Below are 25,358 nucleotides of genomic sequence, written 5' to 3'. Positions count from 1 at the left end.
ATAATTAACTAAACATTTCAACATATTTTCAAGACTTAATCCCAGCATATGAAATTACAAGTCCCATTAGGAAAATAATGCATGCAAATGCCAAACCTCCTATAGTGTATGAACGAGCAAAATTATATGTATCGATAATTTTTTGATCAAGTGTTACTGTTTCATGTAATTCAAGCACATTGCTTAAACTTGCTAAAAAGATTGCTAATGCAATGATTGCAATAAATGCTAAAACTGTAACTATTGACCATGTAATAACTTTTCTTTTGTATCCTTGCATATTTATCCTTTAATTGTAGAACCTTGTCTACTAATTGCATTCATAATTCTTTTTCTAAATAGTAAGTAAACTACAAACATTGGTAAGATAACAATAATAGCTGCTGCCATTCTAATATTAAGCTGCACGTTAGCTCCGGAAGAAGAATCTCTTTCATCTAAACCAGCTTTAAATAATCAAATTGAGATCAATTGTCAATCTTTATTATCACTATTAACAATAGAAGGTCATAAATATGAGTTTCATGAAGCTAAAGAAGTTAAAATAACAATGGTTAAAGTTGTTGGCACAACCATTGGAAAAGCAACTTTAAATAAGTATTTTAATCCTCCAGCTCCATCAACTAATGAAACTTCTTTAATACGTGCAGGTATTGCTTCAAAAGCATTTTTGTACATAACAGTATTAAAAATACTTGCAGAAAATGGTAATACCATTGCTAATAAAATTGTAAATAATGATGAACGAAGGTTTGTTTGAACTACAACTGTATATTGTCCTGATAATAAGGCTACTTCAGGTAAAACTAGAAGAGCTAAAGCAAAAAACCAAATCATACCTTTAAAACGCCAATTTCTTAATGAAAAGGCATATCCCATTAAGAATGTTGTAAAGATTTTAAAGAATACTGATAGTAAAACATTAACAGAAGTAACCATTAATGATTGCCAATATCCCGAACTAATTGCACGATCATAAGTATTTTGCACAACTTCTGATCAAGGCCTGATTTCAAACCCTCCGCTTGCATTTGGATCAGATTGAATGAAGTAAGTTCTTCCTAAAGTAAAGTCTGATGCAAATTTAAAAGTGCTTTTTAACCCTTCAGCTTCGTCATCAGCCATTAAGGAAATATTAATCATAAAGATAAATGGGAAGATAATTACTAACCCAAAGAAAGATAATAACAACAGTTTTAATAAAACACTGATTGCAACATTAACTAGATTTTTTTCAAGTACTTGAGAAGAAACAATTTCTTGGTTTTTTCTAAGCTTTTTAGCTATTAATAGTTTTTGTAGCTTTAACTTTAACTCAAACATTTCTTTCTCCTAAATTATTTAAGGTTAATTGCACCATAAAGAAACCACCACGAATTACAGATGAATAACTGACTCCAATTATGAATAGTGAAATAGCTGAAGCACCTGCAAGAGCAAAATTACCATTTTTTGTTACTAAGTATACATATAGCATTAAGGTACCACCACCATATGCAAAGGCATTTTCTGGTTTATTACTAAATAATGCTAATGGGAATACTTTTAACCCACCAATAATTCCTAAGGTAATTAGGAAATTGATTGTTCCTTTAATAGACGGCAAGGTGATTTTGAAAAATTGTTTTACTTCACCATAGCCATCTATTGATGCTGATTTATAAAGGTTTTTATCAACACCTAGCATCGCGGTTGTGAAAATTAAGATATTAAATGCTAGTCCACTTCAAATACCATTAATAAACATCGCTAATAAAGCATTAAAGGTAAATTGATCAGCTGTTTCTAGCCATGGGGTTTTTGAACCTAAAACCAGGTTTAAAAGACCATTAGAACTAAAAAGTTGGATAAATGCAGTTGAAACAGCTACGGCATTAGTTATATATGGCAAGAAAAAGACGGTTTGCCAAAATCCTTTAGCTCATTTACGATGTAATTTAGCAATAACACTAGAAATTGTTAGTGATATTGCCATTACAAAAGGTAAAACAGCTAGTCCATAAATAAATGAGTTTCTAACCCCTACTGCAAAACGTGGATCTGTAAAGGTGTTAACATAGTTTCTTAAAGTAAGTTCACCATCAGAATTAAATAATGATACTTTAAGGTTTAAAATAATCGGAACAACGGTGAACATCATAATTAATGCAAAACCAGGTAATAAGAATAATAATGGCAGTCACAACGGTGTTCTACGGTCTAAAATAGAATGTGATAATGCGGCTTTTTTTCTCGCTTGAGCCTTTAAGGACCAATTAAGTAAAAAAGGTAAATTTCTTGAAATAAATAAATGTAGTTTATTGTTGAGAGTATTCATATGCAACTCTTTCTTCAGAAGCAGCATCAAAGATATGTAATTTATTCATTGGTAAATCAAAGTAAATTACATCACCAATTGCATAATTTTCTGAGTTATCTAATAAGAAGTTAATGCGCCCAACATCATTAATATTAACGACAAGTTTACTTTCTTTTCCAAAGTTTTCTTGCACAACAACTTCGCCTTTAAACATATAATCCTCGTGAGCTTTTTTAATAATATAGTCTTCGCTACGTACACCAACATTTAAAGATAAGTTGCTTTTATCTGGTAAACTAATTCCTGCAAATTCTTTGCCAGCAACAAATAACTTGCCGTCCTTAAGTTCAGAAGGTAAAAGCCCCATTTCAGGCATTCCTAAGAAACGTGCCACAAACTGGTTTTTAGGTTTATTGTAAAGTTCAAGTGGTGAACCTAATTGTTGTACTTTTGCGGTTGACATACATACAATAATATCTGAAATTGACATTGCTTCTTCTTGGTCATGGGTAACAAATACAGTAGTAATACCTAGAGATTGTTGAATTTCTCTAATTCATTGACGAGTCGAAATACGAAGTTTTGCATCTAAGTTTGATAAAGGCTCATCCATTAGTAAAATTTCTGGTTTTTTAACAATTGCCCGAGCAATTGATACACGTTGTTGTTGCCCTCCAGATAACCTGGTTGGTTTCTTTTGTAAGATTTTGACAATTTCAACGCGGTTAGCAACTTCCATAACTTCATTGTGAATTGCTTTTTTAAGTGGAATATCATTTTTAGCAAGTTGTTTTAAAGTTTGTTTTTCTTCATCATTTAAAATTGATGGCCCTTCTCCTTTACGATCTTTTGCTAATTTATTTTTTAGATCATATTTAGTTTCAAATGCTGCAACTAATTCATAAAAATGTTTTTTAGCAACTACTGGTAAGTTTAAGGCATCTTTTTTAAGTTCTAAATATTGTGCATTAGTTTTTAAAGTTTGTTTAAATTCATTTTTAGCTTTTAAATATGCTTCTTGTTTTTGTTTTTTAATAATTGCATATTCGTCAACAATTTCTTTTTGTTTTTGAATAAATTTATAGCGAGTTAAAAGTTTTAAAACTTTTTCTTCTAATTTAACAACTTCTTTACGATCTTTTAAGGTTAATTCGTCTAAATTCACACTCATTAATTCAGCTGAAAAATTATTTAATTTATTCGTATGATCTAAAATTTGCTCATAAGGTAAAGTTTGATATTTAACGTACTCAGGAGCAACATTTTTTAAAATTTCGGCTTCTTTTAGATTTGGTTGCAATAAATTATTACTAAAATCTGAATTATATTTTTCAGTGATGCGTTCTAATTTTTCTTTTGAATCTCTACGTAATTTATCGTTAGTTTTTAAAACGTTTTTAGTTAAAAGTGAAATTTTTGAAGTTTCGTGCACACTAGCTAATTTATATTCAGTGTGTGCTTTTTCATAATCTTCAACTAAATAAGCATATTCTTTATTTAATTTATATGGTAAATCTTCAGATATTAATTCTCATTTATTAAAAGCATCGCGTAATTGTTGTATTTCTGTTTCAGAAGCGCCAAGCTTTTCTAAATATAAGATTCTAATTTCGTTGCGTGCTTTTTCCCGTTTTAAAAAGGTTTTGAACTGCCAGTTAAAGTCGTTTTTAAGTGGAAAGGCAATATTGGCATAAACACTTAAATGTGGATATAGGGCATAGTTTTGGAACACAAACCCTATTTTTCTTTTTTGTGGTGTAAAGTCAGTAACATCTTTCCCTTTAAAAAGGATTTTTCCAGATGTAACTGTTAGTAAACCAGCAATTGCATTTAAAGTTGTTGTTTTTCCTGATCCAGAAGGCCCTAGCAGTGTAACTAATTTACCTTCTGGAATTTGAAAACTAACATTATCAACTGCTAAAGTTTCACCAAAGTCGATATTTAAATTTTTTAATTCAATAGCAGGAACTTCTTCAGTGCTTTTAGAATTAAATTCATTAAAATATTTATCAATTTTAGTTAATGATTCTTCATCTACTTTAACAGCAGTTTCTTTAAATTTATTTAATAATTTTTTAAAGATTATCATTTCTAATCCTTTCGTTTATTTTGTGACATAATCTTTTACAATTGCATTATTACCATTTTTTTCTCAGTAAAATGGATGTCATCTATTATTATTTTTAATTAAATAAATGAACAATGAAGCATCGGCGGGATTATCAAAATAGTTAAAGATTCCTTTGTTATTTTTGATAGCTTCCTCAAAAGCCTGTGCAATTTGTGGGTAAAGATTATATTCATAACTACTTGTATCTTTATTACGCAAGTAGTTTTCTCATACATCATTACTATAAGGCAAGGTATGACCAGAGCGTACTATTTCAGTAATGTAAGAATATTGGTAATTTTGACCAAAAAAGATATCTGCGGTAATCCGATCATATGAATCTTTTCCAGAAACAAATCCTACCATGATGTCATTTTTGAATTTAGGATTGTTTAAAACTTGTTCAGCAAAATTAGTTGCATGCATTGCAAACGAATATTCAAAAGGAGCCGCTGAAACGTAGTTTGAACCACTACCGACACCTTTTTCAGGTGTATCGATTCCAGAAAGGCGAATTTTATATGATTCACCTTCTTTAATAATAACACCGCCGCGAATATTCTTAGACTCAAGTGCTATAACTGAAAGTGTATCTCCATCTGACACTGATTCCACTTTAGCTCTAAATGATAAGCCTTTTGGAGTTTCAGATTCAAATGAAATACCAGTTGGTTTAAAATTACTTTCATCAGAGTTAATGCTAAGTTGGTTTAAAAGCGGATTTAATTGAGCTTGCTCAGTTATTTTAACTTCTAAAACGCCAAGTCCTAATAAAGCGCTAGATTCAATTTTAGGTTCATAATTAATCGCATAAGCAACACTAATATTTCCAATACTTTCAGCAGCATTTTGCTCATCACGAGTTTTACCTTTAACACCTAATTCGCCTAGTTCAATATTTTTAGAAGTTTGAGTTTTCGTTAAGGTAATTTCACGATTATTAATACTTAGTTTAACTTCTTGAGGAAAACCTGTAATATTTTGAATATTTGTAAAAATCTTATTACCCTGTTTTTGAGGCACTACAATTTTTGCTTTATATGTATCTGTTAAATAACTATTAATTGTTTTATTAATAGCATTTAAAACTTGATTAAACTCATTTTGAATTGTAGAATCAGATAAAGTACCTGATGTTCACAGTTCGTAAGTATTTTCATCACGGTTACGTTTAAAACTTATTTTTTCAACGTTTAAAGATAGCTTTGAAGTATCGTTTGTTGATTCAACGACCGATTTAAGGGTAAAAGATCCTATTTGCTGCTCATTTTCTGTTTTTTGGACACTTGGGTTTTCTGTGTTGCCGTTACCTGGATTTGGTTCATTATTTGGTGGCAAAGGCGCAGGGACTGGCTGAGGATCCTTAGCAGTACATGATAAAGGTATCATAGTTAATACTCCTAAAGTACCAAATGTACTCAAAAATGTTTTATATCTCTTTTTGTTCATAGTCTATAAAGGTAATAATAAATATAATTTGTTACCAAATTATATTTATAAGTTTTAATTAACCCTCAATTCCTTTTGTAACATCAGTAACGAAATCTTGGAATGTTTTCTTAGTTTGTGCTTTGTTTGAAATTGTTGATTGAGTTGTTTCTCAAGCTGTTGCAATATTCTTTCTAAAGGCATCAGATTGTGAACCAGCAGGTTCTTCAAAAATTACATAATCTGCTTCTTTAGAAGATTTAACAAATTCATTGTAAGCGATTTTTAGATATTGGTTAGTACCATAAATTTTTGAAGCATTTGTTGCATTACTTTCTAAGTCTTTAACAGCAGAAATGTATCCAGCTGATTTTTGTAATTCAACTAAAGCAGTATTATTAGTTGTTCCGATTGTTTGGGCTGAAGTCATTAACCATTTAACAAATGCTCTGGTAGCTGCTTCATCTTCATCATTTGATTTAATACCAATTAAACTTGGACCTTGTACATATAATACTTTCTTTGCATTATCTTCATTTCATTTTGAAGGAGTTGGTAATGAAACTAGTTCAGTTTCATTTAATAAATTAGTATCAGATAATGATTCAACAGTGTGTCCTTCAATAGATGGACTTGATTTAAGTGTTAATTTTTTATCATTTAAAACATCTAAAAATGCATATACTACATATTCAGTGTTAGTACCATCTAGTTTGGTCATCATGTATTTTTTCACTTTATCAGTTTGTGAAGTTGCAAGTTCATTTAATTTATCAGTGTAATCTTTTACTTTACCACTTTGGGTATCAGAAACTTTGAAGAATAAGTTTAAAGTTGTTTTAGCTTTTGAGTATAGATCCCTAATTATAGTATCATCATTAGCTGTTTTAGCTTTATAATCATAACGCTGAGCTTTTGAAGTATCTTGTAAAGTTGAAGGGTAAATTACGTTTTTGTAACTTGAAAAGTACGCAATACCATCAGGGTATTTAGTATTTTGATCATTAAATTCAAAAGCGGTATTTGATGATAATTCAGTTGTATAACCAGTGGCAGTATGTTTTAAATTAGTAATTGCAGTTCCTGCTTTTTTAAAATTATATGAATAACCAGCAGTTGAACCAATTGAGAAGGCAACTTGGTGCTTAGTTTGATCATTTGATGCATATTGTCCTGATGGATAAGCATAAATTGCACCTTTTTCCATCGCTTCACTAAATTTAGTAAAGATTTCTTGTGATTTAATGTATGAAGCACTATTGTTGTTTTTAATTGCATTAAACTCAACTTTAGTTCTTCCGCCACTGACTGAAACAGTTTGTAGCATATTAGCTTTTTCACCATCTAAAGCTGAGAATAATGCTTGTTCATAAACTCCAGTCATATCATCAACACCGAATACTTTGACACTAGCATCCACTCCTTTTACTGAATTAACAAATAAACTTTGCGCAATAGTTGCAAATTCTAATAATTTAGTATATGATTCAAAGATGTTTTTTGATAATTTAAATCCTTCTTTTTTATAAGGTTGTAATACTGTATCTGCAGTTGAAACTTTTTCTCCTCATAAGGTTTTAACAGCTTCTTTATCACCTTCACCTTTTTTAATAATATCCTCAAAGAATTTATCTGATTCATCACTTGTTTCAAATGTAACACCAGCTTCTTTCATAGTGGTTAAGAAATATCCTAAGACTGAAGCATTAATTGATAATACTTGAGTCGATTTTAATAAAGGTAATACATATGTTGATTTTGCAGTAACGTTTTCGATTTCAGAGTTAACATTTGAAAATCCTGAATCAAATTGAGATAAGTCAGTGTTTAAACCTTCATCTAATGAGTTAAAACTCAAGAGCATATCTCCGCTATTTCCTTCTTTTGCTGCTAATTTAGCTGCAACAGTAGAATAGTTTAAAATTAAGTTAAAGAAGTTATCTCTATCACGTGATGAAAGTGATAAGTTAACTTTTTCAGCTCCCGCAGGGTATCCTGAACCAATGTTCTTTTGAACAACTTTTTTAGCTTTTGGTGAAATACCAAGTTTTTTGTACTCAGCATCTTTTTGATCTTGAGTTAAAGAGGTATTATTTTTAACTTTGATCATTTCATCAACTAATTTATTGTATTCGCTAATAATTGTATTAATTGATTTAAATTGTGCTCCAGTTTCAGAGAAAGTTGTTGCTAAGACAATTTCACTCTTTGTATTTTGTTGGAACAATCTATTTTTTGACGTAGATGCTTTTAATCTTTCAAAGTAACCAGGGTTAGCTTTGTTGATTTCTGCTTTAATATTGTCTTCAACAGTATCTAAAGCTTCATCATTTGTACCTGCTGTAATACTTTGTTTTAATGCTTCACGTTTATCTTCTGGTGCGAAGTTAACATAAACATTTAGCTCCTCTTTACGAGCTCTTATTTCTTCAGAATCAACAGCTGTTGTGCTTGAGCCTGAGTCAGCTTTTAAAGTATCAATTTTAGCTTTTAATTTATCTAAAAGTGTTTTTTGAGTTGTTAAAGATGTTTTAACATCTGCGGCTAAAGCGTTATATGCAGTTAAAGCTGCTGTTACTTTAGTTTCATCTGCTACTGTAACGCTTGTTTCAGTTTTACCTAAAACATCTGCATGATCTTGTTTAAATTTATCTGCAGGTGATGTTTCTGGTTTTGAGTTTGATCCACATGACACTAAGACTGCCATTGGGGTTAAAGAAATTAATCCTGTTCCTAAAGTAAGAACATATTTTCTAAATTTACTTGACATAATAAAATCTCCAGTTTTATTGAAATTTAATTTATAAATAAGTTAAATAAGTGTTTAATATTTTAAAAAAAGGAATTAAATTTTAGTGATACTTAGTAACACAATCCTGAAATTCCTACATAAATTATACACTTTTTTATTTAATTCAAAAAATTTGTTTTTTGGAAAAGTCACTTGCGAGATGTTAACAAAATAATTGTCTTTTAATTTTAACATAATTTTTAGATAAAAAAATGTATGCGAAAACAGAAAACACGGCAGTGTTTTCTCGTCGGTTTTGCTTACTTTTGCCAAAAGTAAGGCCCCTTTGATTGCAATCAAAGGCGGGGGATTAAAAAAAATTTTAGGTTATCTTATATTGCCGTACAACTTGTCGATAGTTATTTATTTTTTCCATCATATAATCAATTTCTTGCTGAGAGTATTTATCTAAGCTTTTTCCTTTGGGAATGTAATACCTAATTAAGCGGTGCATATTTTCTATTGAACCTTTTTGTCATGAACTATATGGTTGGCATTTAAATAGTCTTTCAGTTGGAATAACCTGGTGCAATAAGACATTTTCACTACCATTATCAACTGTTAAAGTTTTAATGTCTAAGTTATGTTTCTTGATTAGTTTGAGAAGAGTTTGTTTTGTAGCTTTGGAGTTGCGTTTTGAGAGCATAGCATAAGACATTCTGGTTTGCCGTTCAATTATGGTCACAATACAATATGTATCATTGATTTTACCAATAACGGTGTCTAATTCAAAATGGCCGTGTTCAGAGCGATCATTAATATAAGCTGGACGTTTTGAAATTTCTGTAGCATATTTTAATGTTTTAGGTTTGGTTTGTTTTTTCTTCCTTATGCCATATTTGCCTTCAGATTTTTTAACAATGTGGTCAAATTCAAGGAAATAAGGGTATTTTTTGATTATTTTATAAATTGTACTAGGTGAAGGAGCAAATTCATCAGGGGATAATTTTTTAAAAGAATTCACAAGATAGGTAACTGATTTCTTAACTTCTTTTTGCTGCAAATTCTTTTTATTTCTATTTTTATTGTATGTATTAAGCTCACTATACCAATATTTTCTGTAGGCCTTTCATTTCTCTTTAATTGCATCACTTACAAAAAAGAGTCGCGAAAATGAATAACCTAATAAATGTTCGTATAGTTTAGTAAAATTAAGGGTTTTAACCCGCATTACTCTTTTTGAACACTTAGCACAAACATAGCGATTGTGTTTATCTAAACTAAGTGGTTTGCGATTTGTAATAATTTGGATTTTACTTTTTATACTTCGAATGTCTCTGTTAGAAATCTTAGCTACTTCTTGGATTGAGAAGCCTTCAGAAAGTTCTTGTAAAATATTAAAAAGTTGTTCTAGATCGATTTGATCTGATCGTAATTTTCGATGCGACTCAAGAGCTCCTTGCATTTTCAAGATAGTGTTGTAATTCTCTTCAATTTTAAAATGTTGATATTTATTTTCTTTTCGATATTTGTCAAAAACACAAATATATTTTTCTAAATTTTTCATATAATTTTAAGGTCTCCTTTCATTTTTTTAAAATTTATTAATACAACTATTTTATTACAAGGCAGACAAAAACAATGTCACATGCAAAAAAACTTGCATGTGACATTTCCAATTAATAAATTCAAAAAATTTTTATATAGAAAAGGACAAGATTTTCTTGTCCTTTTTAGCGAGCAATATTTAAGTCAAAAATTTCAAAAACTTTCAGTGACATCTTATTTAAAGTTGCTAATTCTTTTTTGAATTCTTCTTGTGATTCAAAATTTTCATAATCTGTTTCTGTTGATCACCTTTGAATAATTAAAATCTTATCACGAGATTCTAACCCATATTCAAAGGATAAATTCTTTTCAAGTTTACGAACTTTTTGTGTTAAGATGTATAAATAATCAACAAACATTTTAGTTTTTTCAGGATTAATTATATATCTAGTTGCTTTTGCGTAAATCATAATTACCTCTTAATTCTTTCAAATAATATATAATGGGGGGCTTGTTTAAACCTTATAAATTTATTAAAATCTTCAATTGTATTTAAACTTAATTCATCAGCCCCTAAAGCTTGTTGCACTTGCATCATTTTCAACGGCATAACAACTTGCAATAATGTAGCAATTGTATAAATTCCATTTAACAAACGAACTAAAATTTGTTCTAAGTTTTCTAAATCATCTTTTAAGGTTCAGGGTTTTGTTAAATCAATATATTTATTTAATGCATTACTTAAGTTGATTGCCACTTTTAATGCCTTATCAACTTTGTAATCATTAAATAAATTAATATATTCATTTTTGGATTTTAAAATTTGAGTTTCAATTTCTAAATCATATTCGTTAGTTGTTTTTTGGTATTTTAAGGATTGATTAACAAATGATAAATCCTTCATTTTTAAGGTACGTGAAACTAAGTTACCAAAATTATTAATTAAATCCGCATTAATAATATCAACAAACCTATCTTCATCAAAATGCCCATCTTCCCCAAAATTAATCTGCGAAGCTAAAAAATACTTAATTGCTTCGGGGTGATATTTTGATAATAAATCATAAGGATCAATAATGTTGTTAAGTGATTTAGACATTTTATAACCATTTTTATCTAGTATTCAACCATGAGATTGAATTCTAGTTGGTTGCTTAATATTTAATGCTTTTAAGAAAATAGGTCAATAAATCATATGAAATCTTGCAATTTCCTTGCCAACTACATGAACAACTTCAGCATCTTTTGAAGCTCAAAATTCTTGAAATTCTAATTTACTATTTTCAAAATCAAATCCAAGAGCACTAATATAATTACAAAGCGCATCTAATCAAACATATAAAGTATGCTCAGGATGCTCTAAGACAGAAATACCTCATTTTAAATTTGTTCGTGTTACTGACAAATCTTGCAACCCTACATCTATGAAATTAGATATTAATTCTTTTTTTGTTTTTAAAGGCATTAATCATTCTGAGTTTTGATTAATATATTCTTGGAGCCAAGGCAAGAACCTTTGCATATCGAAAAAATATGTTTCTTCTTCAACTCACTCTAATTCTTTTTGGCTAACAGGGTGGTAAAGTTTACCATCTTTTTTAATTGCTTGATCCTCAGTTAAAAATTCTTCATCACTAACAGAATATAAACCTTTATATTTACCTTTATATACATATTTTTTCTTCAAAAAATAACTAAATATTTTTTGAACAATTCGTTTATGTTCCGAATTGCTAGTTCTCCAAAAATATTGATAATCAATTTTAAAATCTTTTCACATTTGAATATATTTACCAGATAATTCATCGACTAAAGTTTGTGGATCAAGATTCAATTCTTTAGCTTTTTGTTGAATTTTTAAACCATGTTCATCGCTTCCGGTTAACATCTTTACATCATAGCCTTGCATTTTTTTATAATTTGCAATTGTTCAAGCTAGGGTAGTTGTATATAAATGTCCAATATGTAAATTGCCACTAGCATAATAAATCGGGGTGGTGATATAAAATTTCTTCATTATTTAAGCTCCTTTATGACTTTAATAGGTTTGTATAATTCTTTTATTTGCGGCAAATAATCATGATTCAATTTATCACTTGAGTCATGTAAGTATAAATTAGGTAAAAAATGTGGTCCACTGCCCGTTTGATATCTTGCTTCAACTAAAACAAATTTTGGTTTATCTTGCACCCTTGTATAAACATATTGGATTCGTTTGGGTTCAAAATTATATTTGCGCAAAATCACAAATAAATCAATTGACCGTTCAACTGGTAAAACAATGTTTAAAAATCCTTTTTGTTCAATTATTTTCGAGCATCCTAAAACTAATTCTTCTAATGTCAAGGCAATATCATGGGTAGCAATTAAAATTTCATTAGGTACATCGTTTTTTATTTTTGTTTTAGAAATTTCATAAAATGGCGGATTACAAAAAATACTTTGATATTTTTTTAACGATTGTTTAGCATGCATTTTTCAAAAATCATTAAAATCTGTATTAATTATATTTATTTGATTTTCCATTTTATTAAATTTAATATTTTCATTAGCTAAATCAGCAGCCCTAGTTTGTATTTCAAGAGCATCAATTTTTAGATTTGGATTGCGAGCAGCTATAAATATTGATAAAGCCCCATTATTTGCCCCAATTTCTAAAGTATGAGTTATTTTTTCATTTAAAAAAACAAAATTACCTAATAAAATTGTGTCAACTGAATAGTTAAACATTTCTTTGTCTTGGTAAATATATAAATTCGAATCAAAACCTAAGGAGTTTTTAACAATTTTAGGCATTATGATTTTCTCTTTGGTTTTTGATCATGTTTTTTAGTTTTTGAATCTTGTAATTTCTTTTCTTTAAGTTTTAAATATTGTGGATATAAATCTTCTAAAACACAATCAACTTTCCCTTGGACTAGATCAGTATTTGTAATTACCACATTAACATAATCTCCAAGAGTAAAGCTACGTTTTTTACCTACTAATTTAGTTAAGTTTTCATTAGCTTCATATTCATCATCAATTAAAGTTGATTTATGAACTAAACCACTAGCTTTAAAATCAAACTCGATGAAAAATCCAAATGGTAAAATACTTAAAATTTGTCCCTTATACACTTTACCGGTTTGATTTTTTAAATATTCAGCAAATTTAAGGTCATTAACGTATCTTTCAGTTTGCACAGCCTTTTGCTCAGCTTTGGTATTTAAATCACCATATACTAATAATTTTTCTTTAAAATGATCGATTAAATATGTTTGTTTATTAAAGACTAAATCACGAATGACACGGTGAATAACTAAATCTGGGTATCTTCGTATAGGACTAGTAAAATGACAATAGTTTTGTGATGCAAGTCCAAAATGTCCGATATTTTCATTTGAATAAATAGCCTTTTGCATTGTCCTTAAAAACATTAATTTAACAAAATCATCATCTCGCACAGTTTTAATTGAATTCACAAAATTTGCAAAATTGAGTGGAGATATTGTATTTGAATCTAATTTAATATCTTTAATGCCTATTGCGCTCAGTGAATTTTTTAATGAAGTAATCTTTAATTCATCTGGTGCATCATGAATTCTGTATAAAGCTGGAAGTTTGTTATCAAATAAAAATGTTGCAATTGTTTCATTAGCTCTTACCATGAAATCTTCAATTAACACCTCTGATTCACCACGTTCACAAATTATAATTTCTTTAACCGAACCATTTTCATCAAGTTTAATCTTGGGCTCATTAATTTCAAAATCAACATATCCTTCATTGATTTTAAACTTATGAATAATTTGCGATAATGCTCTTGCTTTATCTAGCATTTTTGTTAAGGTTTTAACTTCATCCAACGATTGATCAAGACCGATATCACCTTCCTTAAAATATTTATCAACTTGTTTATAGGTTAATCTAAATTTACTTTCGATAATTCCTTCAAAAATTTCAAAATTAATATTTTTACCATTTTGATCAATTTCCATTTCGCACACCATAACAAATCTTTTTTGGTTTGGATTAAGCGAACAAATACCATTCGATAATTCGACTGGAAGCATTGGCACAACTTGATCAACTAAATAAATACTAGTGCCACGCTTTAATGCTTCAATGTCAATTTCAGTATTTTCTTTAACATAATATGAAACATCAGCAATATAAACACCTAAAAGATAATTACCATTTGGTAATTTATCAACATAAATTGCATCATCAAAATCCTTGGTATCATCGCCATCAATTGTAACAATCATTTTATTAGTTAAATCTCTGCGGTTTGTTCGATCTTCCTGGTCAATATTTTTTGGTATTAAAGAAATTTCTTGTTCAAGCGAAGAAGGAAAACTGCTTGGAATTTTCACTTCTTCTAAGTAATATTTAACATAAACCATTGGATCAGCTTCATTAGTAATAACCTTGATAATTTCAATAGAAATGCAACTGCCTTCTATTTTAGTTATCTTTGCTTTTACTAAATCATTTAATTTAATTTGAACAATGCATGTTTCAATTTTTCAAGTAAAAACACGGTATTTTGTATCTACTGGTACAAAATAAGTTAAGTCATTTTTAAGTTTAATAAATCCTTGAATTTCTTGAGTATTTCGACAAATAACTTCGGTAATCACTCCATCACAAGGCATTTGATCATCAAACACGTTTTGATATATATTAACTCTTACAGTATCATTATGCATTGCTGTATTAAAGTTAAACTTTTTCACAAAGACACTTTTTTTTGTATTATTTTCTAAATCGATATCATAGTCAACAAATCCAAACATTCCTTTTGCATTAACAGACAAAACACCTTCAACGCTTTCAAGAAACTTAACAGCATAATATTCATCATTATTGTTTTTAAAAATCTTGTTATCTTTTTGTAAAACCGATAAGAGTGAAGTTATTTCCCTGTTATTTGATGGTGGTATTCTAAAATACTTTGCAATTTCTAAAAATGTTCGTGATTTTGCAGATGAAATATATTTAACTATTTTTGCTTCGTTCATATACTATATAAAAATCCTCAAAAGTAATGATAAAATTAGTAATAAAAACCCAAAAGTCATCATTGAATATTTAAGAATTTTCTTAATCCCTCTTTCTTTTGATACTTTAAATAAATCTAAATCACCACTTCCAACTAAAGCTCCAGAAAATCCATTTGAATCTGGTGACATAATAAAAGAAATGATAATAATTAAAAAACTTATGATTATTAAGATAATTGTTAATGCTGCCATAAAACTCCATTTTTTAAGCTACTTTTTTAAAATATTCATGTTAATTTATAAATATATATAAATATTAATTATATATTACCATAATATTATATAATTAAGGCATGAAAAAAATTAAAAAATTATTAATTTCAACAGCATTGCTACCAACTTTATTTCCTTTAGTAAGTTGTACGAGCAATCCAGAACCGACAAAACCAAATAAGCCTATACAAAGTGGAGATGATGATAAAAAGGACCAAAAGCAACAATTGCAATTAAACTCTGATAAATTTGAGTATATCTCAGAAACAACTCAAAAAGAAGGTTTTATTAATTTATTAGAAATTATGTTGAATCAAACCAGGGATTATGCAAAAGAATTATTGGTTGAATTTACAGCCATTGAAGAAAATAAAAACTTCTTAGAAAATATTAAGACTCAAAACTCTCAATTATATGAACTTTGGTTAACTTTTATTCAAGATAAAAAGTTTACAGAATTTCTCAGTGGTTTACTTAAAAATGCAAGGCAAGTTTTAGATCAACTAAATATTGGGGAGATGATCGCAAACTTAAATGTCTATGCAGCTCAATATACCAGTAATATATTAACAGGATTGATTTCGTCATTAAAAACTGAAGAAACTAAATTGCAAAGTATGAGGGAATTCTTTGATTTTTACCGCGAAACAATCTTTACACAATTAAACATTAATACATTACTAGAAATCTATAATTCTTTAGAAAATAAAACTACTAGTTCAAAAATTTCGCAATTTAAAGAAGATATCAAATTGTTAATTAATAATTATAAAAAAGATACACAAGAATTATTTAAAAATTGAGATTTTACCACTTATAAAGTTTTAAAACAAAGTATCTTTGAAAAAAGTAGTAAATACTTTAAAAAATCTGATGAATTACTAACCTTATTAAATAATGACTTACAAACCGAATATTTATCAATAATTCAAAAAACTTCACCACATTTTAGCTTACTAGTTAATAATATCTTTAATCGTCCTCATGGTTATGATTCGCCAAATAAATTTTTTGAAACAATTGATAATGAAAATATACGTGGTAGAGCAATTGCCAAAATTGAAAGCGAAAAAGGAAATCCACAAACCTGAGACGATATTGTTTATAATGATGAAGATAAACAAAAAATTAATGAAGCCTTTGAAAAATCTAAAAATTCTATTGCAACTCAATATGATAATGATTTAGTCGCTAAAGACTTTTTACAAATTACGTATTCTGATAATAGTGCAAACCATATTTTGCCATTAACCTTATACTCTCGTGATCAAACTTCAAATTCATTTCCATTGATTGATAATGAATTTGAAGAAGATAGAAAACAAACCAAAATATCAAGCTTAATACCAGCAAATATCAACCACATTGTTAAAATTGTGCTGCCAGTTTCGTTGAATATCAGTGAAAATAGTTTAAATAATTTAAGCATTCTTAGCAAACTTCAGTTAAACTATATCCCAGATTGAATACCTAATTTAGATAACAAGAGAATTCCATTATTTTTATATAGATATAATAATTTAAGTGTTTCAAATCTTACTCGTGAAGCAAATAAAATAAATATTGAGTTAGGTATTAACAGTAACAAAACTAATATTAATCAATATATTGATTATAATGCACGTATTGCAAATTTTGTACCTAAACACAGTTTTGTCACTCCATATATATCTAATCCAAACGGACATTTGGGTAATGCTGAACCGCTTGAAGCTAACTTAAATTATGATTTATATATTGGTCTTAGTGATGAAATTTATAATGAATTATTTGCACCAAGATATAAACAACTTGAAGAAATAGCTAAAACTAAACCAGAACTTGACTTAGTTGCAGAAAAACATAAATTATTCCAAGAAATCATCTTTGAAATTAAATAAGGCATTTGTAAAATGTCTTATTTTTATTAAAAAATACCCATAAGGAAAACCTTATGGGTTATAGAATGTATAAAATTAATATCCTTCTTTTGAGCTTAAACCTTCCATTATTGCAACAGCTCGTGATGTTCCAAAGCGTGTTGCACCAGCTTCATACATTTTTATTAAATCTTCTAGGTTACTTACTCCACCTGCCGCTTTAATTAATAGTTTATTTCCACAAGTTTCTTTCATAATTTTAATGTCATCTAAAGATGCACCTCTAAAACTAAATCCAGTAGATGTTTTTATAAATTCAGCACCTGATTTCATAACAATTTCGGTTGCTTTTTTAATCTCATTAGCAGAAAGTAAGGCTGTTTCAATAATAACTTTTAAAATGCGGTTACCGCACGCTTCTTTTACTTTCTTAATATCATTTAAAACATATTCATAATCACCTGATTTAAAGCGTCCGATATTCATTACCATGTCAATTTCACTGGCCCCATGATCAATAGCAAGTTTTGCTTCTTGAGCCTTAACTTGGGTAATCATTGACCCGAGCGGAAATCCAACTACACTAGTAATACCAATGCTTGTTTTAGCTAGTTTATCATGTACATATCTCACTCATGAAGAATTTACACATACAGTTTTAAAATTATATTTAAGAGCTTCTGAAATAAGCTTATTAATATCTTTTTCAGTTGCCTCTGGTTTTAAAAGTGTATGATCGATTAATTTATTATAATCCATAATACCTCTTTTATTGTAATTTATCAAGAATTACTTTGTTATCTATTTTAGTCATATTGAATTTATAAGCATTTTCTAATTCAACTGCTAATTTTTCATCAATTGGCTTTGATGAAAATAAACTAAATAATGTTTCCCCAACCTTAACATACTCGTTGGTCTTCTTATTTAACGTAATCCCAGCTTCAAAATCTAAAGAATCTTCTTTAGTTTGGCGCCCTGCTCCTAATTTCATAGAAACAAGCCCAAAAGCTAAGCTATCAAAAATTTCAAGATAACCTTCTTGTTTTGCCTTAATCTCTAATTTATATTTAGGATTTCAAAAATCTGGGGCGAGTAATTTATCCAAATTTCCGCCTTGTAATTTAACAAATTCATAGAATTTTTTAAGTGCCATTCCATTTTGTATAACTTCTTGCACCATTTGCTTTGCGTGCTCAGCACTTGTTGCAAGTTTAGCTTGCAACAAAATAGTTGAACAAGAAGAATAAATAAGTTCATTAAAGTCTTCTGGTCCATTTCCTTGCAACGTTCAAATTGCTTCTAATACTTCGTTTTTATTACCAATTTCACGACCTAATGGGCGATTCATATTAGTAATTTCGGCTCGTACATCAACGTTTAATTCTTTTCCGATGTTAATCATAGTTTGTGCTAGTTCTTTTGCACTTGCTTCATCTTTCATAAAAGCTCCATTACCACATTTAACATCTAATAAAATAGCATTAGATCCTGTGGCAAGCTTTTTAGACATAATAGATGACGCAATTAATGGAATTGAATCAACTGTAGCAGTCACATCACGAAGTGCATATAATTTTTTATCAGCAGGTACTAATTTAGCACTTTGTCCAATTACCGCAATTTTATGATCTTTCACTTGTTTGATAAAATCATTTTGGCTTACTTCTGTGTTAAAACCTGGAATTGATTCTAATTTATCGATTGTTCCGCCAGTTTGAGCTAGTCCTCTACCACTCATTTTGGCTACATATCCTCCGCATGCAGCGATAATTGGAGCAATGGCCAAGGTGGTTTTGTCTCCAATCCCACCAGTTGAGTGTTTATCAACTTTAATGCCAGGTATCTCGGATAAATCAATAATTTCACCTGAATTCATCATATATTTAGTCATTCAGGCAATTTCACGTGATGTCATCGAATTGAAGACAACAGCCATTAAAAATGCACTCATTTGGTAATCTGGTGTATTTCCTGCTACATACGAATTAATTAAAAATTCAATTTCAGTTTCGGATAATTCTTGGTTGCGTTTCTTTTTGTCAATAATATCAACTATACGCATAAGTTTATTTTGCTAAGTTTAAAGCAATCTCCACCATTTTAACAAAAGCAGTTTGACGCTCTTGTGAACTAGTTTCTTCTTTAGTGATTAAATTATCACTAATTGTTAATAAACATGCTGCTTCTTTACCAGCTTTTTCAGCATTTGTAAATAATGCATATGATTCCATTTCAACACAAACAGCTTGTGTTTCTTTAATTCTTTCTTCTAACGGTACTACAGAGTAAAATACATCAGAAGAGTGTACACGACCCTTAGTAAGTTTGTGACCTAAATCACTAGCTATTGATTCAATTTCTTTATTTAAAGCTTCCGCAGGGTATGCAATATTTCCATCCTTACCTAAAGCAAGTTTTCTAAATGAATCCGAATCAGCATAAGCTTCAGTTGCTAGTACAACTTCATATAATCCTAATTCTTCAATATATGAACCAGCAGATCCAATTCTAATAATACGATCTACATCATAAAAATTAAATAATTCATATGAATAAATTCCAATTGATGGACATCCCATTCCGCTACCTGCAATGGTAATTTGCTTTCCTTTGTATGTTCCAGTATACATAAACATGTTACGTACTGAGTTAACAAGTTTATATCCAGGGTCCAAAAATGTTTCAGCAATATTTTTAGCTCTGAGTGGGTCCCCAGGCATAATTACTGTTTTAGCAATTTCTCCCTTTTTTGCACTTATATGTGGTGTCATAATTCCTCCAAAAATATTATTATTTATTAAATTTTAAAAATTGATTATTATGTGATAAAACATATAATCGTAATACTATTTTACCACAATTTCGTTATTCCAAAAACATGGCAAAAGCTTAGTGTAATTTATAAAAATATATTATAATAAGTTAATGCCAGAATATCCAGAAGTAACAATTGTACAAAGATCATTAAATGACCACGTCAAAGGAAAAACAATTCTTAAAACAGAAGTTAAAATTGAGAAAATAATTAAAAATACTGATCCAAATTCATTTATTAATTTTTGCAAAAATAAATTAATAAATGATATTGAAAACTTTGGCAAATACTTAGTTTTTAATTTTAGTGATAATTCAAGATTAATTTCACACTTAAGAATGGCCGGAAAATATTATATACGTGATATTAATGATCCGTACTTATATAATTATAAACATGATTGTATTTATTTCTTTTTAGATAATCAGAAAGTAATGGTTTATAATGACACACGTATGTTTGGTTCTTTTGAAATAATTGAATCAAACAACATAGATTCAATTTACCAAATTAAAAAATTAGCAAAATTACCTGGAGATGTAGATGCTAATGATTTATATCAAAAGATTAAGAACCGTAATATTAGTATTAAAAAAATTCTCTTAGATCAATCTTTAGTGCTCGGAATTGGTAATATTTATGCTGATGAAGCCTTGTTTGAATCACAAATTTATCCAATGACAAAAGCAAAAGATATTTCTTATCCAAAATTATGTGAAATATTAAAAAATGCGCAAGATATTATGGATAAAAGTATATTATATGGCGGAAGCAGTGTAAAAGATTATAGCTCAGTAAATGGTATTAATGGTAAATTTCAAAATGAATTGAAGGTTTATGGTAGAGCAGGTTTAGAATGTTTAAGATGTAAAACACACTTAATTAAAAAAGTAAAACTTGATTTTAAGGAAAATGGAAGGGGGACAAGTTATTGTGAAAACTGTCAAAAATAAAAAATTATTCTTTGTTATCGATATGCTAAATGGTTTTGTACGTTTTGGTGATTTAAGTGATAAACGTATTGCTGGAATTGTGCCTGATATGGTTGATCTTTTATCTAGTAATAAAGAAAATGATGTCATGTTTGTTTGCGATGCACATAGTGAACATGATTTAGAAATGAAAACCTATCCTGAGCATTGTATTGCTGGTAGTAGCGAGGCTCAAATCATTGATGAATTACAAGAATTTGTTTTAGATGATGAATCTAACGTACTTTACAAAAACACAACAAATGGTTTTTGAGAATTAGATAAAAATATTATAAATAACTATGATGAATTTATCATAACAGGTGCATGCACCGATATTTGTGTGATGCAATTTGCATTAAATTTAAAAACATGACTAAATAAATCAAAACAAGATAAACCAGTTGTTATTTATCGAAATTGTGTTCAAACTTATGAATCGCTTGAACATGATGCTGATTTATTTCACAGTATGGCGCTTAGCATCATGCAAAAAGCTGGTATTATTATCAAAGTATGACGCAAACAATAGATTTGCATGGACTAGAGTCTCAAGATGCTTTAATTGTTTTACAAAACCATATCTTTGACCTTGAAGAAGGAATAATTTCTGACTTAACTATAATAACAGGCAAAGGTAGTGGTATATTAAAAACAACCTTTGAAAACTTTGTGAAAAAACATAATCATAATAGTAATTTAAAACTTAAGTATCAGGCACTTAATGATGGATCATATTCATTATGAGTCCAATATACAAATGATATTTATAGTAATAATTCTTATGAATCGAATTGAAATATTTCACAAAATGAAGTAAATCAGTTATTTGATGATTTGAAAACAAAGAAACTAACATAAAACATTTAGCGTGAAAACGCTAAATGTTTTATATAAATTTAATCTTTTTGTAGTCTAGTATCCACTTTTTTTAATTTTTGGTTGATAAATTCAAATTAGTATTGTTGAAACTAAGATTACAACAAAATATGCAATAAATGTATATGTAACTCAAATTGTAGCTAGGTAGGTTAATAAAATAATAAGCAACGAACTTAATATAATTCTAAAACTTAATGAAATACCATTTTGTTTATGGAAGGTTTTGGCATCAAATAATTCATAAGTTAAACTATAGTATTGACTTAAAAATAGCGAGAATAAGAATTGTTGTATTGAACTAAAGATTATAAATAAAATTATATTTGTAAATTGATCTTTGATAAATATTAAACCTAGTAATCATACAAATCCAGCTAAAGATATGATTGATAAAACTCAAGATATTTTAATTGCCTTAATTTTCTTAAGTCAAAACTGAATAATAGATGATAGCAATGCACTAGCTGAAAAAATAATATTTATATAAAAACTTCAAATATCTATTGAAAAATCTGACATTAACTTAAAATATTGCGGCAACCCACTGCCCCGTGGATATGTAAAAATACCAATTATGGTCGAGGCAGAAAGTACATAAATCCACTTTTTGTATGGCTTTGGTTCTATTATAGTCCTATGGTTAGCTTTATTTAGCTTTGTTGTTGTAAATACTGATTTCTCAGTGTTTGTCTGAAGTCATAAGTATAAGAATCCAGATAATAAATAAGTAATACAGTTAAAAATAATCAAATAATAAAAACTAAGATTTTGATAAATAAAAAAAGATAAAATTGGTGAAGCCATAAAACCAACTGAAGTTGCAAATGATGATCCAATATTCATCTTTCACATTTGCTTTTCATTCGTTGCTATATAGTAAACTATATTTTTTATATAAATAAATCTAAAAGAATGTATAAATCCTAATATAGCAGATACTATAATTAATAAAATTGAAAATATATAACTATCTTTGATTGCAAAAAACATGGCAATTAAAGATGCTAAAAATAAAACGCTTATGACGTCGCAAATAAATAAAATAGATTTACCAGATAATCTTTTAAAAAAATCAACTATTTTAGAACTAAAAATATAAACAATAATTGTTGGCAGTTGAATAAGTAAATATAAAATTGATACTAGCCAAAAATCTCCAGTAATACGGTATATATATAATGACGAAGCAAATTTAAATGCTTCGGATCCAATTAAGGAAATTGCTAAAGAACCAGTATATTTATAAAGGTTATTTAGAAAACTCTTCATTTAAAATACCTATCGCAAATAGCATATAAAATATATTTTTATGGAAAATTTTAGATGAATATGAATGAATTTCATTAGCTGGTATAACAATTGTTATTGAATTTTCAAATTGAAACTCTGTTTGGTCTGTAGATCCGGCACCAAAATAATATTGAAAAGGTAGAGCATAATCATTAAAAATTTCGGAAATATGTTCTAACATTTTTGGATTAACACCCGTATAAAAATCAGCAACACGGATTAATAAATTTTCATTATCCCAATTTTGATATTTAGATACTTCTAAATTATAAATATAATCCTTTGAACCTATAATATCCTTAACTTCTTTTAGTTTTGAACTTTGTAACTGAACTTCCTCACGTGTTGTTATTAGATAATTAAGATTTGCAATCTTTGTTTTTTCTATCATTCTTAATGCAAGGGTATTAATGCGATTGTCATGGTTTCTAGTGATAAAATAAGAATCATTAAACTCAGGTTTTTGACTTGAAATCACTTGTAAAATTTTATTATCATAATTCTCATAATCAATTTCTAATTGTTTTCTTGCGATCTTTGATTGATATTCTTTTGAATATACTTCGCTAGTTATTGCAGTTCCGTTTACTCGTTTAATATATTCCCCATCAAGATTATATAAATCATAATCTCCTGAAATTCAATTGCATGTACCTAAGTTGTAAACATTATTCCCAACTAACAAACCTCCAGCTTCATCACTATGACTTATAAATAATTTTTTTTCTTTTTTGTTATTTTCCTTAAAATAAAACCCTTTGAAGTTGTTCTTTTGTATTTCAAAAACTTTACTTAAGAAATTTATTTCAGAGCCAGGCAATGAGGGAATATTATAATTATTTAATAAAAAGTTAGTAATAAACTCTTTATTTTGTAAGATTCTTTCACCAATTTTTACAATTAGTTGAATCTTTTGATCTTTAGCGAAAAATTCGTAAAATTTTACAATAATGTCAACTATCTCATCGTCTTTAGTTAACTTTTTATAAAAGCCTTTCTTACCATAATCAAAAATTAACATTTCTGTATAGTTATATTTGTAAAAAATAAAAAAACTATTTCAAAGACAATGCTTCAAAAAGTCTATTGTTTCACTATTAAATAATTCACTAGTATTTACCAAAATTTTTCAATTTGTTAATTGTTCAATTGTGCGGCGGATTTTTTTATCCCTATCATGTGGAAAATAATCACTCATTATATATGGTAGAGCAAGTAACTTCTGCGTAAATAACCATTTACCTTTTAAAAGTAAAATACCATCCCATTGTGAACTAGTTGTAAATTTTAGATTAAGTTGTTCTAGCAAAATTATTTCTATTGTTAAAGAATCTAAATTAAAAATAAATAAATTACCATCATTTTTTGCAACTTCTATTTTTTCGTAAGTTTGTATAAATTTTAAGAATGCAAGTTTTGTTTCATAACTAGTTGATAATAAAACAACATCCAAATCAGCGGGCATATTATCTTTTGCTTGCTGTTCTAATCAAAAAACAGCGCTACCTTTTAATATTATTTTAAGGTTAGAATTAGTTTCTTTGTTAAATTGGTTTATATGACTGTTTAGTTTATTTAATATTTTAATTATCATTATGGTAAGACCTCCAAATCCGTAAGCCTCGGAATTACTTGTACATCACGGATATCCTCTAATCCAGTTATAAATAAAATTAATCTTTCAATACCAATTCCAAAACCTGAAGTTTGTAAGGGTTGTTCTTTTTTCATTTGGAGATACCAGTTATATTCATTAGGTTTATTTTGGTGATCATTAATAGAGGCAATAGTTTCATCATAGTCAAAACATCTTTGGCCTAGTCCCACAGTTTCACCAATACCAATTAAAAGATCTGAGTTTAAAGAATATTCACCAAATCTTTTTTGGTAAAAAGGGGTGTTTATTCAAGGAAAATTATTTAATCACAAAATTTTGTCCGAAAATTTCAGCATTAAATATTTTTCACCATGACTATTTATATTAATAAATCCATTTTTATTGTCTATCCCTATGTTATGCTCATTTTCTAAAATGCTTACCGCATCTGAAAAGTCAAGGTCATAAACTTCTTGTTTTATCCATTTTTTCAATCTGGAAACATTGCTTGCATTATAAGAATTAAGTAACCCGGGTTTTTTATTAACTAATCTTGTTATAAGC

Annotated in this window: 22 protein-coding genes; 4 read left to right on the top strand and 18 right to left on the bottom strand. The window is 28.4% G+C overall.

The genetic code is table 4. The features are described 5' to 3' along the window. Positions 1-4 precede the first annotated feature (4 nt). The 12 genes from AC0B4N_RS02340 to secG form a co-directional block, all read right to left on the bottom strand. Positions 5-280, bottom strand: coding sequence for a hypothetical protein (locus AC0B4N_RS02340; RefSeq protein WP_465101439.1), 276 nt, complete (start codon positions 278-280; stop codon positions 5-7). 2 nt (positions 281-282) lie between these two features. Continuing rightward, complete coding sequence (locus tag AC0B4N_RS02335) at positions 283-1,323, bottom strand: carbohydrate ABC transporter permease (RefSeq protein WP_465101438.1); 1,041 nt, start codon at positions 1,321-1,323, stop codon at positions 283-285. Continuing rightward, the gene (locus AC0B4N_RS02330; protein ID WP_465102265.1) at positions 1,280-2,317 is read right to left on the bottom strand and encodes a carbohydrate ABC transporter permease; all 1,038 of its coding nucleotides are present in this window, start codon (positions 2,315-2,317) and stop codon (positions 1,280-1,282) included. Before AC0B4N_RS02330 ends, AC0B4N_RS02335 begins: the two co-directional genes overlap by 44 nt. Next, entirely contained in the window at positions 2,298-4,388 is a 2,091-nt protein-coding gene (locus AC0B4N_RS02325) for an ATP-binding cassette domain-containing protein (RefSeq protein WP_465102264.1), read from the bottom strand. The genes AC0B4N_RS02330 and AC0B4N_RS02325 overlap by 20 nt, the downstream gene beginning before the upstream one ends. 15 nt (positions 4,389-4,403) lie before the next feature. After that, complete coding sequence (locus AC0B4N_RS02320) at positions 4,404-5,858, bottom strand: thermonuclease family protein (RefSeq protein ID WP_465102263.1); 1,455 nt, start codon at positions 5,856-5,858, stop codon at positions 4,404-4,406. A 58-nt stretch (positions 5,859-5,916) separates the two neighbouring features. After that, positions 5,917-8,607: a P68 family surface lipoprotein gene (locus AC0B4N_RS02315; protein WP_465102262.1), complete on the bottom strand. Its 2,691-nt coding sequence runs from the start codon at positions 8,605-8,607 to the stop codon at positions 5,917-5,919. A gap of 343 nt (positions 8,608-8,950) precedes the next feature. Beyond that, positions 8,951-10,135: an IS30 family transposase gene (locus AC0B4N_RS02310; protein WP_465101895.1), complete on the bottom strand. Its 1,185-nt coding sequence runs from the start codon at positions 10,133-10,135 to the stop codon at positions 8,951-8,953. Positions 10,136-10,301: 166 nt separating this feature from the next. Next, on the bottom strand, positions 10,302-10,586 hold the full coding sequence (locus AC0B4N_RS02305) for an antibiotic biosynthesis monooxygenase (protein ID WP_465101433.1): 285 nt from the start codon (positions 10,584-10,586) through the stop codon (positions 10,302-10,304). 2 nt (positions 10,587-10,588) lie between these two features. Beyond that, entirely contained in the window at positions 10,589-12,133 is a 1,545-nt protein-coding gene (gene metG, locus AC0B4N_RS02300) for a methionine--tRNA ligase (RefSeq protein WP_465102261.1), read from the bottom strand. Then, positions 12,133-12,912: a tRNA1(Val) (adenine(37)-N6)-methyltransferase gene (locus AC0B4N_RS02295; protein ID WP_465102260.1), complete on the bottom strand. Its 780-nt coding sequence runs from the start codon at positions 12,910-12,912 to the stop codon at positions 12,133-12,135. Before AC0B4N_RS02295 ends, metG begins: the two co-directional genes overlap by 1 nt. Next, positions 12,912-15,122 carry a ribonuclease R gene (gene rnr, locus AC0B4N_RS02290; RefSeq protein ID WP_465102259.1) on the bottom strand — a complete coding sequence of 737 codons (2,211 nt, stop codon included), beginning with the start codon at positions 15,120-15,122 and terminating at the stop codon, positions 12,912-12,914. The genes AC0B4N_RS02295 and rnr overlap by 1 nt, the downstream gene beginning before the upstream one ends. 3 nt (positions 15,123-15,125) lie before the next feature. Beyond that, positions 15,126-15,356: a preprotein translocase subunit SecG gene (secG, locus tag AC0B4N_RS02285; RefSeq protein ID WP_465101429.1), complete on the bottom strand. Its 231-nt coding sequence runs from the start codon at positions 15,354-15,356 to the stop codon at positions 15,126-15,128. 101 nt (positions 15,357-15,457) lie between these two features. Between secG and AC0B4N_RS02280 the strand changes: the two genes are divergently transcribed. Continuing rightward, complete coding sequence (locus AC0B4N_RS02280; protein ID WP_465102258.1) at positions 15,458-17,257, top strand: hypothetical protein; 1,800 nt, start codon at positions 15,458-15,460, stop codon at positions 17,255-17,257. Between the two features lie 75 nt (positions 17,258-17,332). On the opposite strand, the gene deoC is transcribed toward AC0B4N_RS02280, so the two are convergent. The 3 genes from deoC to deoD are packed head-to-tail and all read right to left on the bottom strand — an operon-like array spanning position 17,333 to position 20,010. Continuing rightward, positions 17,333-17,995, bottom strand: coding sequence for a deoxyribose-phosphate aldolase (gene deoC, locus AC0B4N_RS02275; RefSeq protein ID WP_465102257.1), 663 nt, complete (start codon positions 17,993-17,995; stop codon positions 17,333-17,335). A gap of 10 nt (positions 17,996-18,005) precedes the next feature. Then, positions 18,006-19,301: a thymidine phosphorylase gene (locus tag AC0B4N_RS02270; RefSeq protein ID WP_465102256.1), complete on the bottom strand. Its 1,296-nt coding sequence runs from the start codon at positions 19,299-19,301 to the stop codon at positions 18,006-18,008. Positions 19,302-19,305: 4 nt separating this feature from the next. Beyond that, positions 19,306-20,010 carry a purine-nucleoside phosphorylase gene (gene deoD / locus AC0B4N_RS02265; protein WP_465101425.1) on the bottom strand — a complete coding sequence of 235 codons (705 nt, stop codon included), beginning with the start codon at positions 20,008-20,010 and terminating at the stop codon, positions 19,306-19,308. A gap of 154 nt (positions 20,011-20,164) precedes the next feature. Between deoD and mutM the strand changes: the two genes are divergently transcribed. The 3 genes from mutM to AC0B4N_RS02250 are packed head-to-tail and all read left to right on the top strand — an operon-like array spanning position 20,165 to position 21,886. Then, complete coding sequence (mutM, locus tag AC0B4N_RS02260; protein WP_465102255.1) at positions 20,165-21,007, top strand: bifunctional DNA-formamidopyrimidine glycosylase/DNA-(apurinic or apyrimidinic site) lyase; 843 nt, start codon at positions 20,165-20,167, stop codon at positions 21,005-21,007. Continuing rightward, positions 20,988-21,557 carry a cysteine hydrolase family protein gene (locus AC0B4N_RS02255; RefSeq protein ID WP_465102254.1) on the top strand — a complete coding sequence of 190 codons (570 nt, stop codon included), beginning with the start codon at positions 20,988-20,990 and terminating at the stop codon, positions 21,555-21,557. The genes mutM and AC0B4N_RS02255 overlap by 20 nt, the downstream gene beginning before the upstream one ends. Next, the gene (locus tag AC0B4N_RS02250) at positions 21,542-21,886 is read left to right on the top strand and encodes a Smr/MutS family protein (RefSeq protein WP_465102253.1); all 345 of its coding nucleotides are present in this window, start codon (positions 21,542-21,544) and stop codon (positions 21,884-21,886) included. The genes AC0B4N_RS02255 and AC0B4N_RS02250 overlap by 16 nt, the downstream gene beginning before the upstream one ends. 54 nt (positions 21,887-21,940) lie before the next feature. On the opposite strand, the gene AC0B4N_RS02245 is transcribed toward AC0B4N_RS02250, so the two are convergent. The 3 genes from AC0B4N_RS02245 to AC0B4N_RS02235 are packed head-to-tail and all read right to left on the bottom strand — an operon-like array spanning position 21,941 to position 25,288. Continuing rightward, positions 21,941-23,176 carry an MFS transporter gene (locus tag AC0B4N_RS02245; protein WP_465102252.1) on the bottom strand — a complete coding sequence of 412 codons (1,236 nt, stop codon included), beginning with the start codon at positions 23,174-23,176 and terminating at the stop codon, positions 21,941-21,943. After that, a complete protein-coding gene (locus tag AC0B4N_RS02240; protein ID WP_465102251.1) occupies positions 23,157-24,791 on the bottom strand; it encodes a zinc-binding metallopeptidase family protein in 1,635 nt (544 codons plus the stop codon). The genes AC0B4N_RS02245 and AC0B4N_RS02240 overlap by 20 nt, the downstream gene beginning before the upstream one ends. Beyond that, positions 24,791-25,288, bottom strand: a complete 498-nt coding sequence (locus tag AC0B4N_RS02235) for an amino acid--tRNA ligase-related protein (RefSeq protein ID WP_465102250.1) — start codon at positions 25,286-25,288, stop codon at positions 24,791-24,793. Before AC0B4N_RS02235 ends, AC0B4N_RS02240 begins: the two co-directional genes overlap by 1 nt. Between the last annotated feature and the right edge of the window lie 70 nt (positions 25,289-25,358).

The sequence above is a fragment of the Mycoplasma sp. 13536 genome (assembly GCF_055523495.1).
The sequence above is the reverse complement of the archived record's forward strand: the minus strand, read 5'-3'. Positions and strand labels throughout refer to the sequence as shown.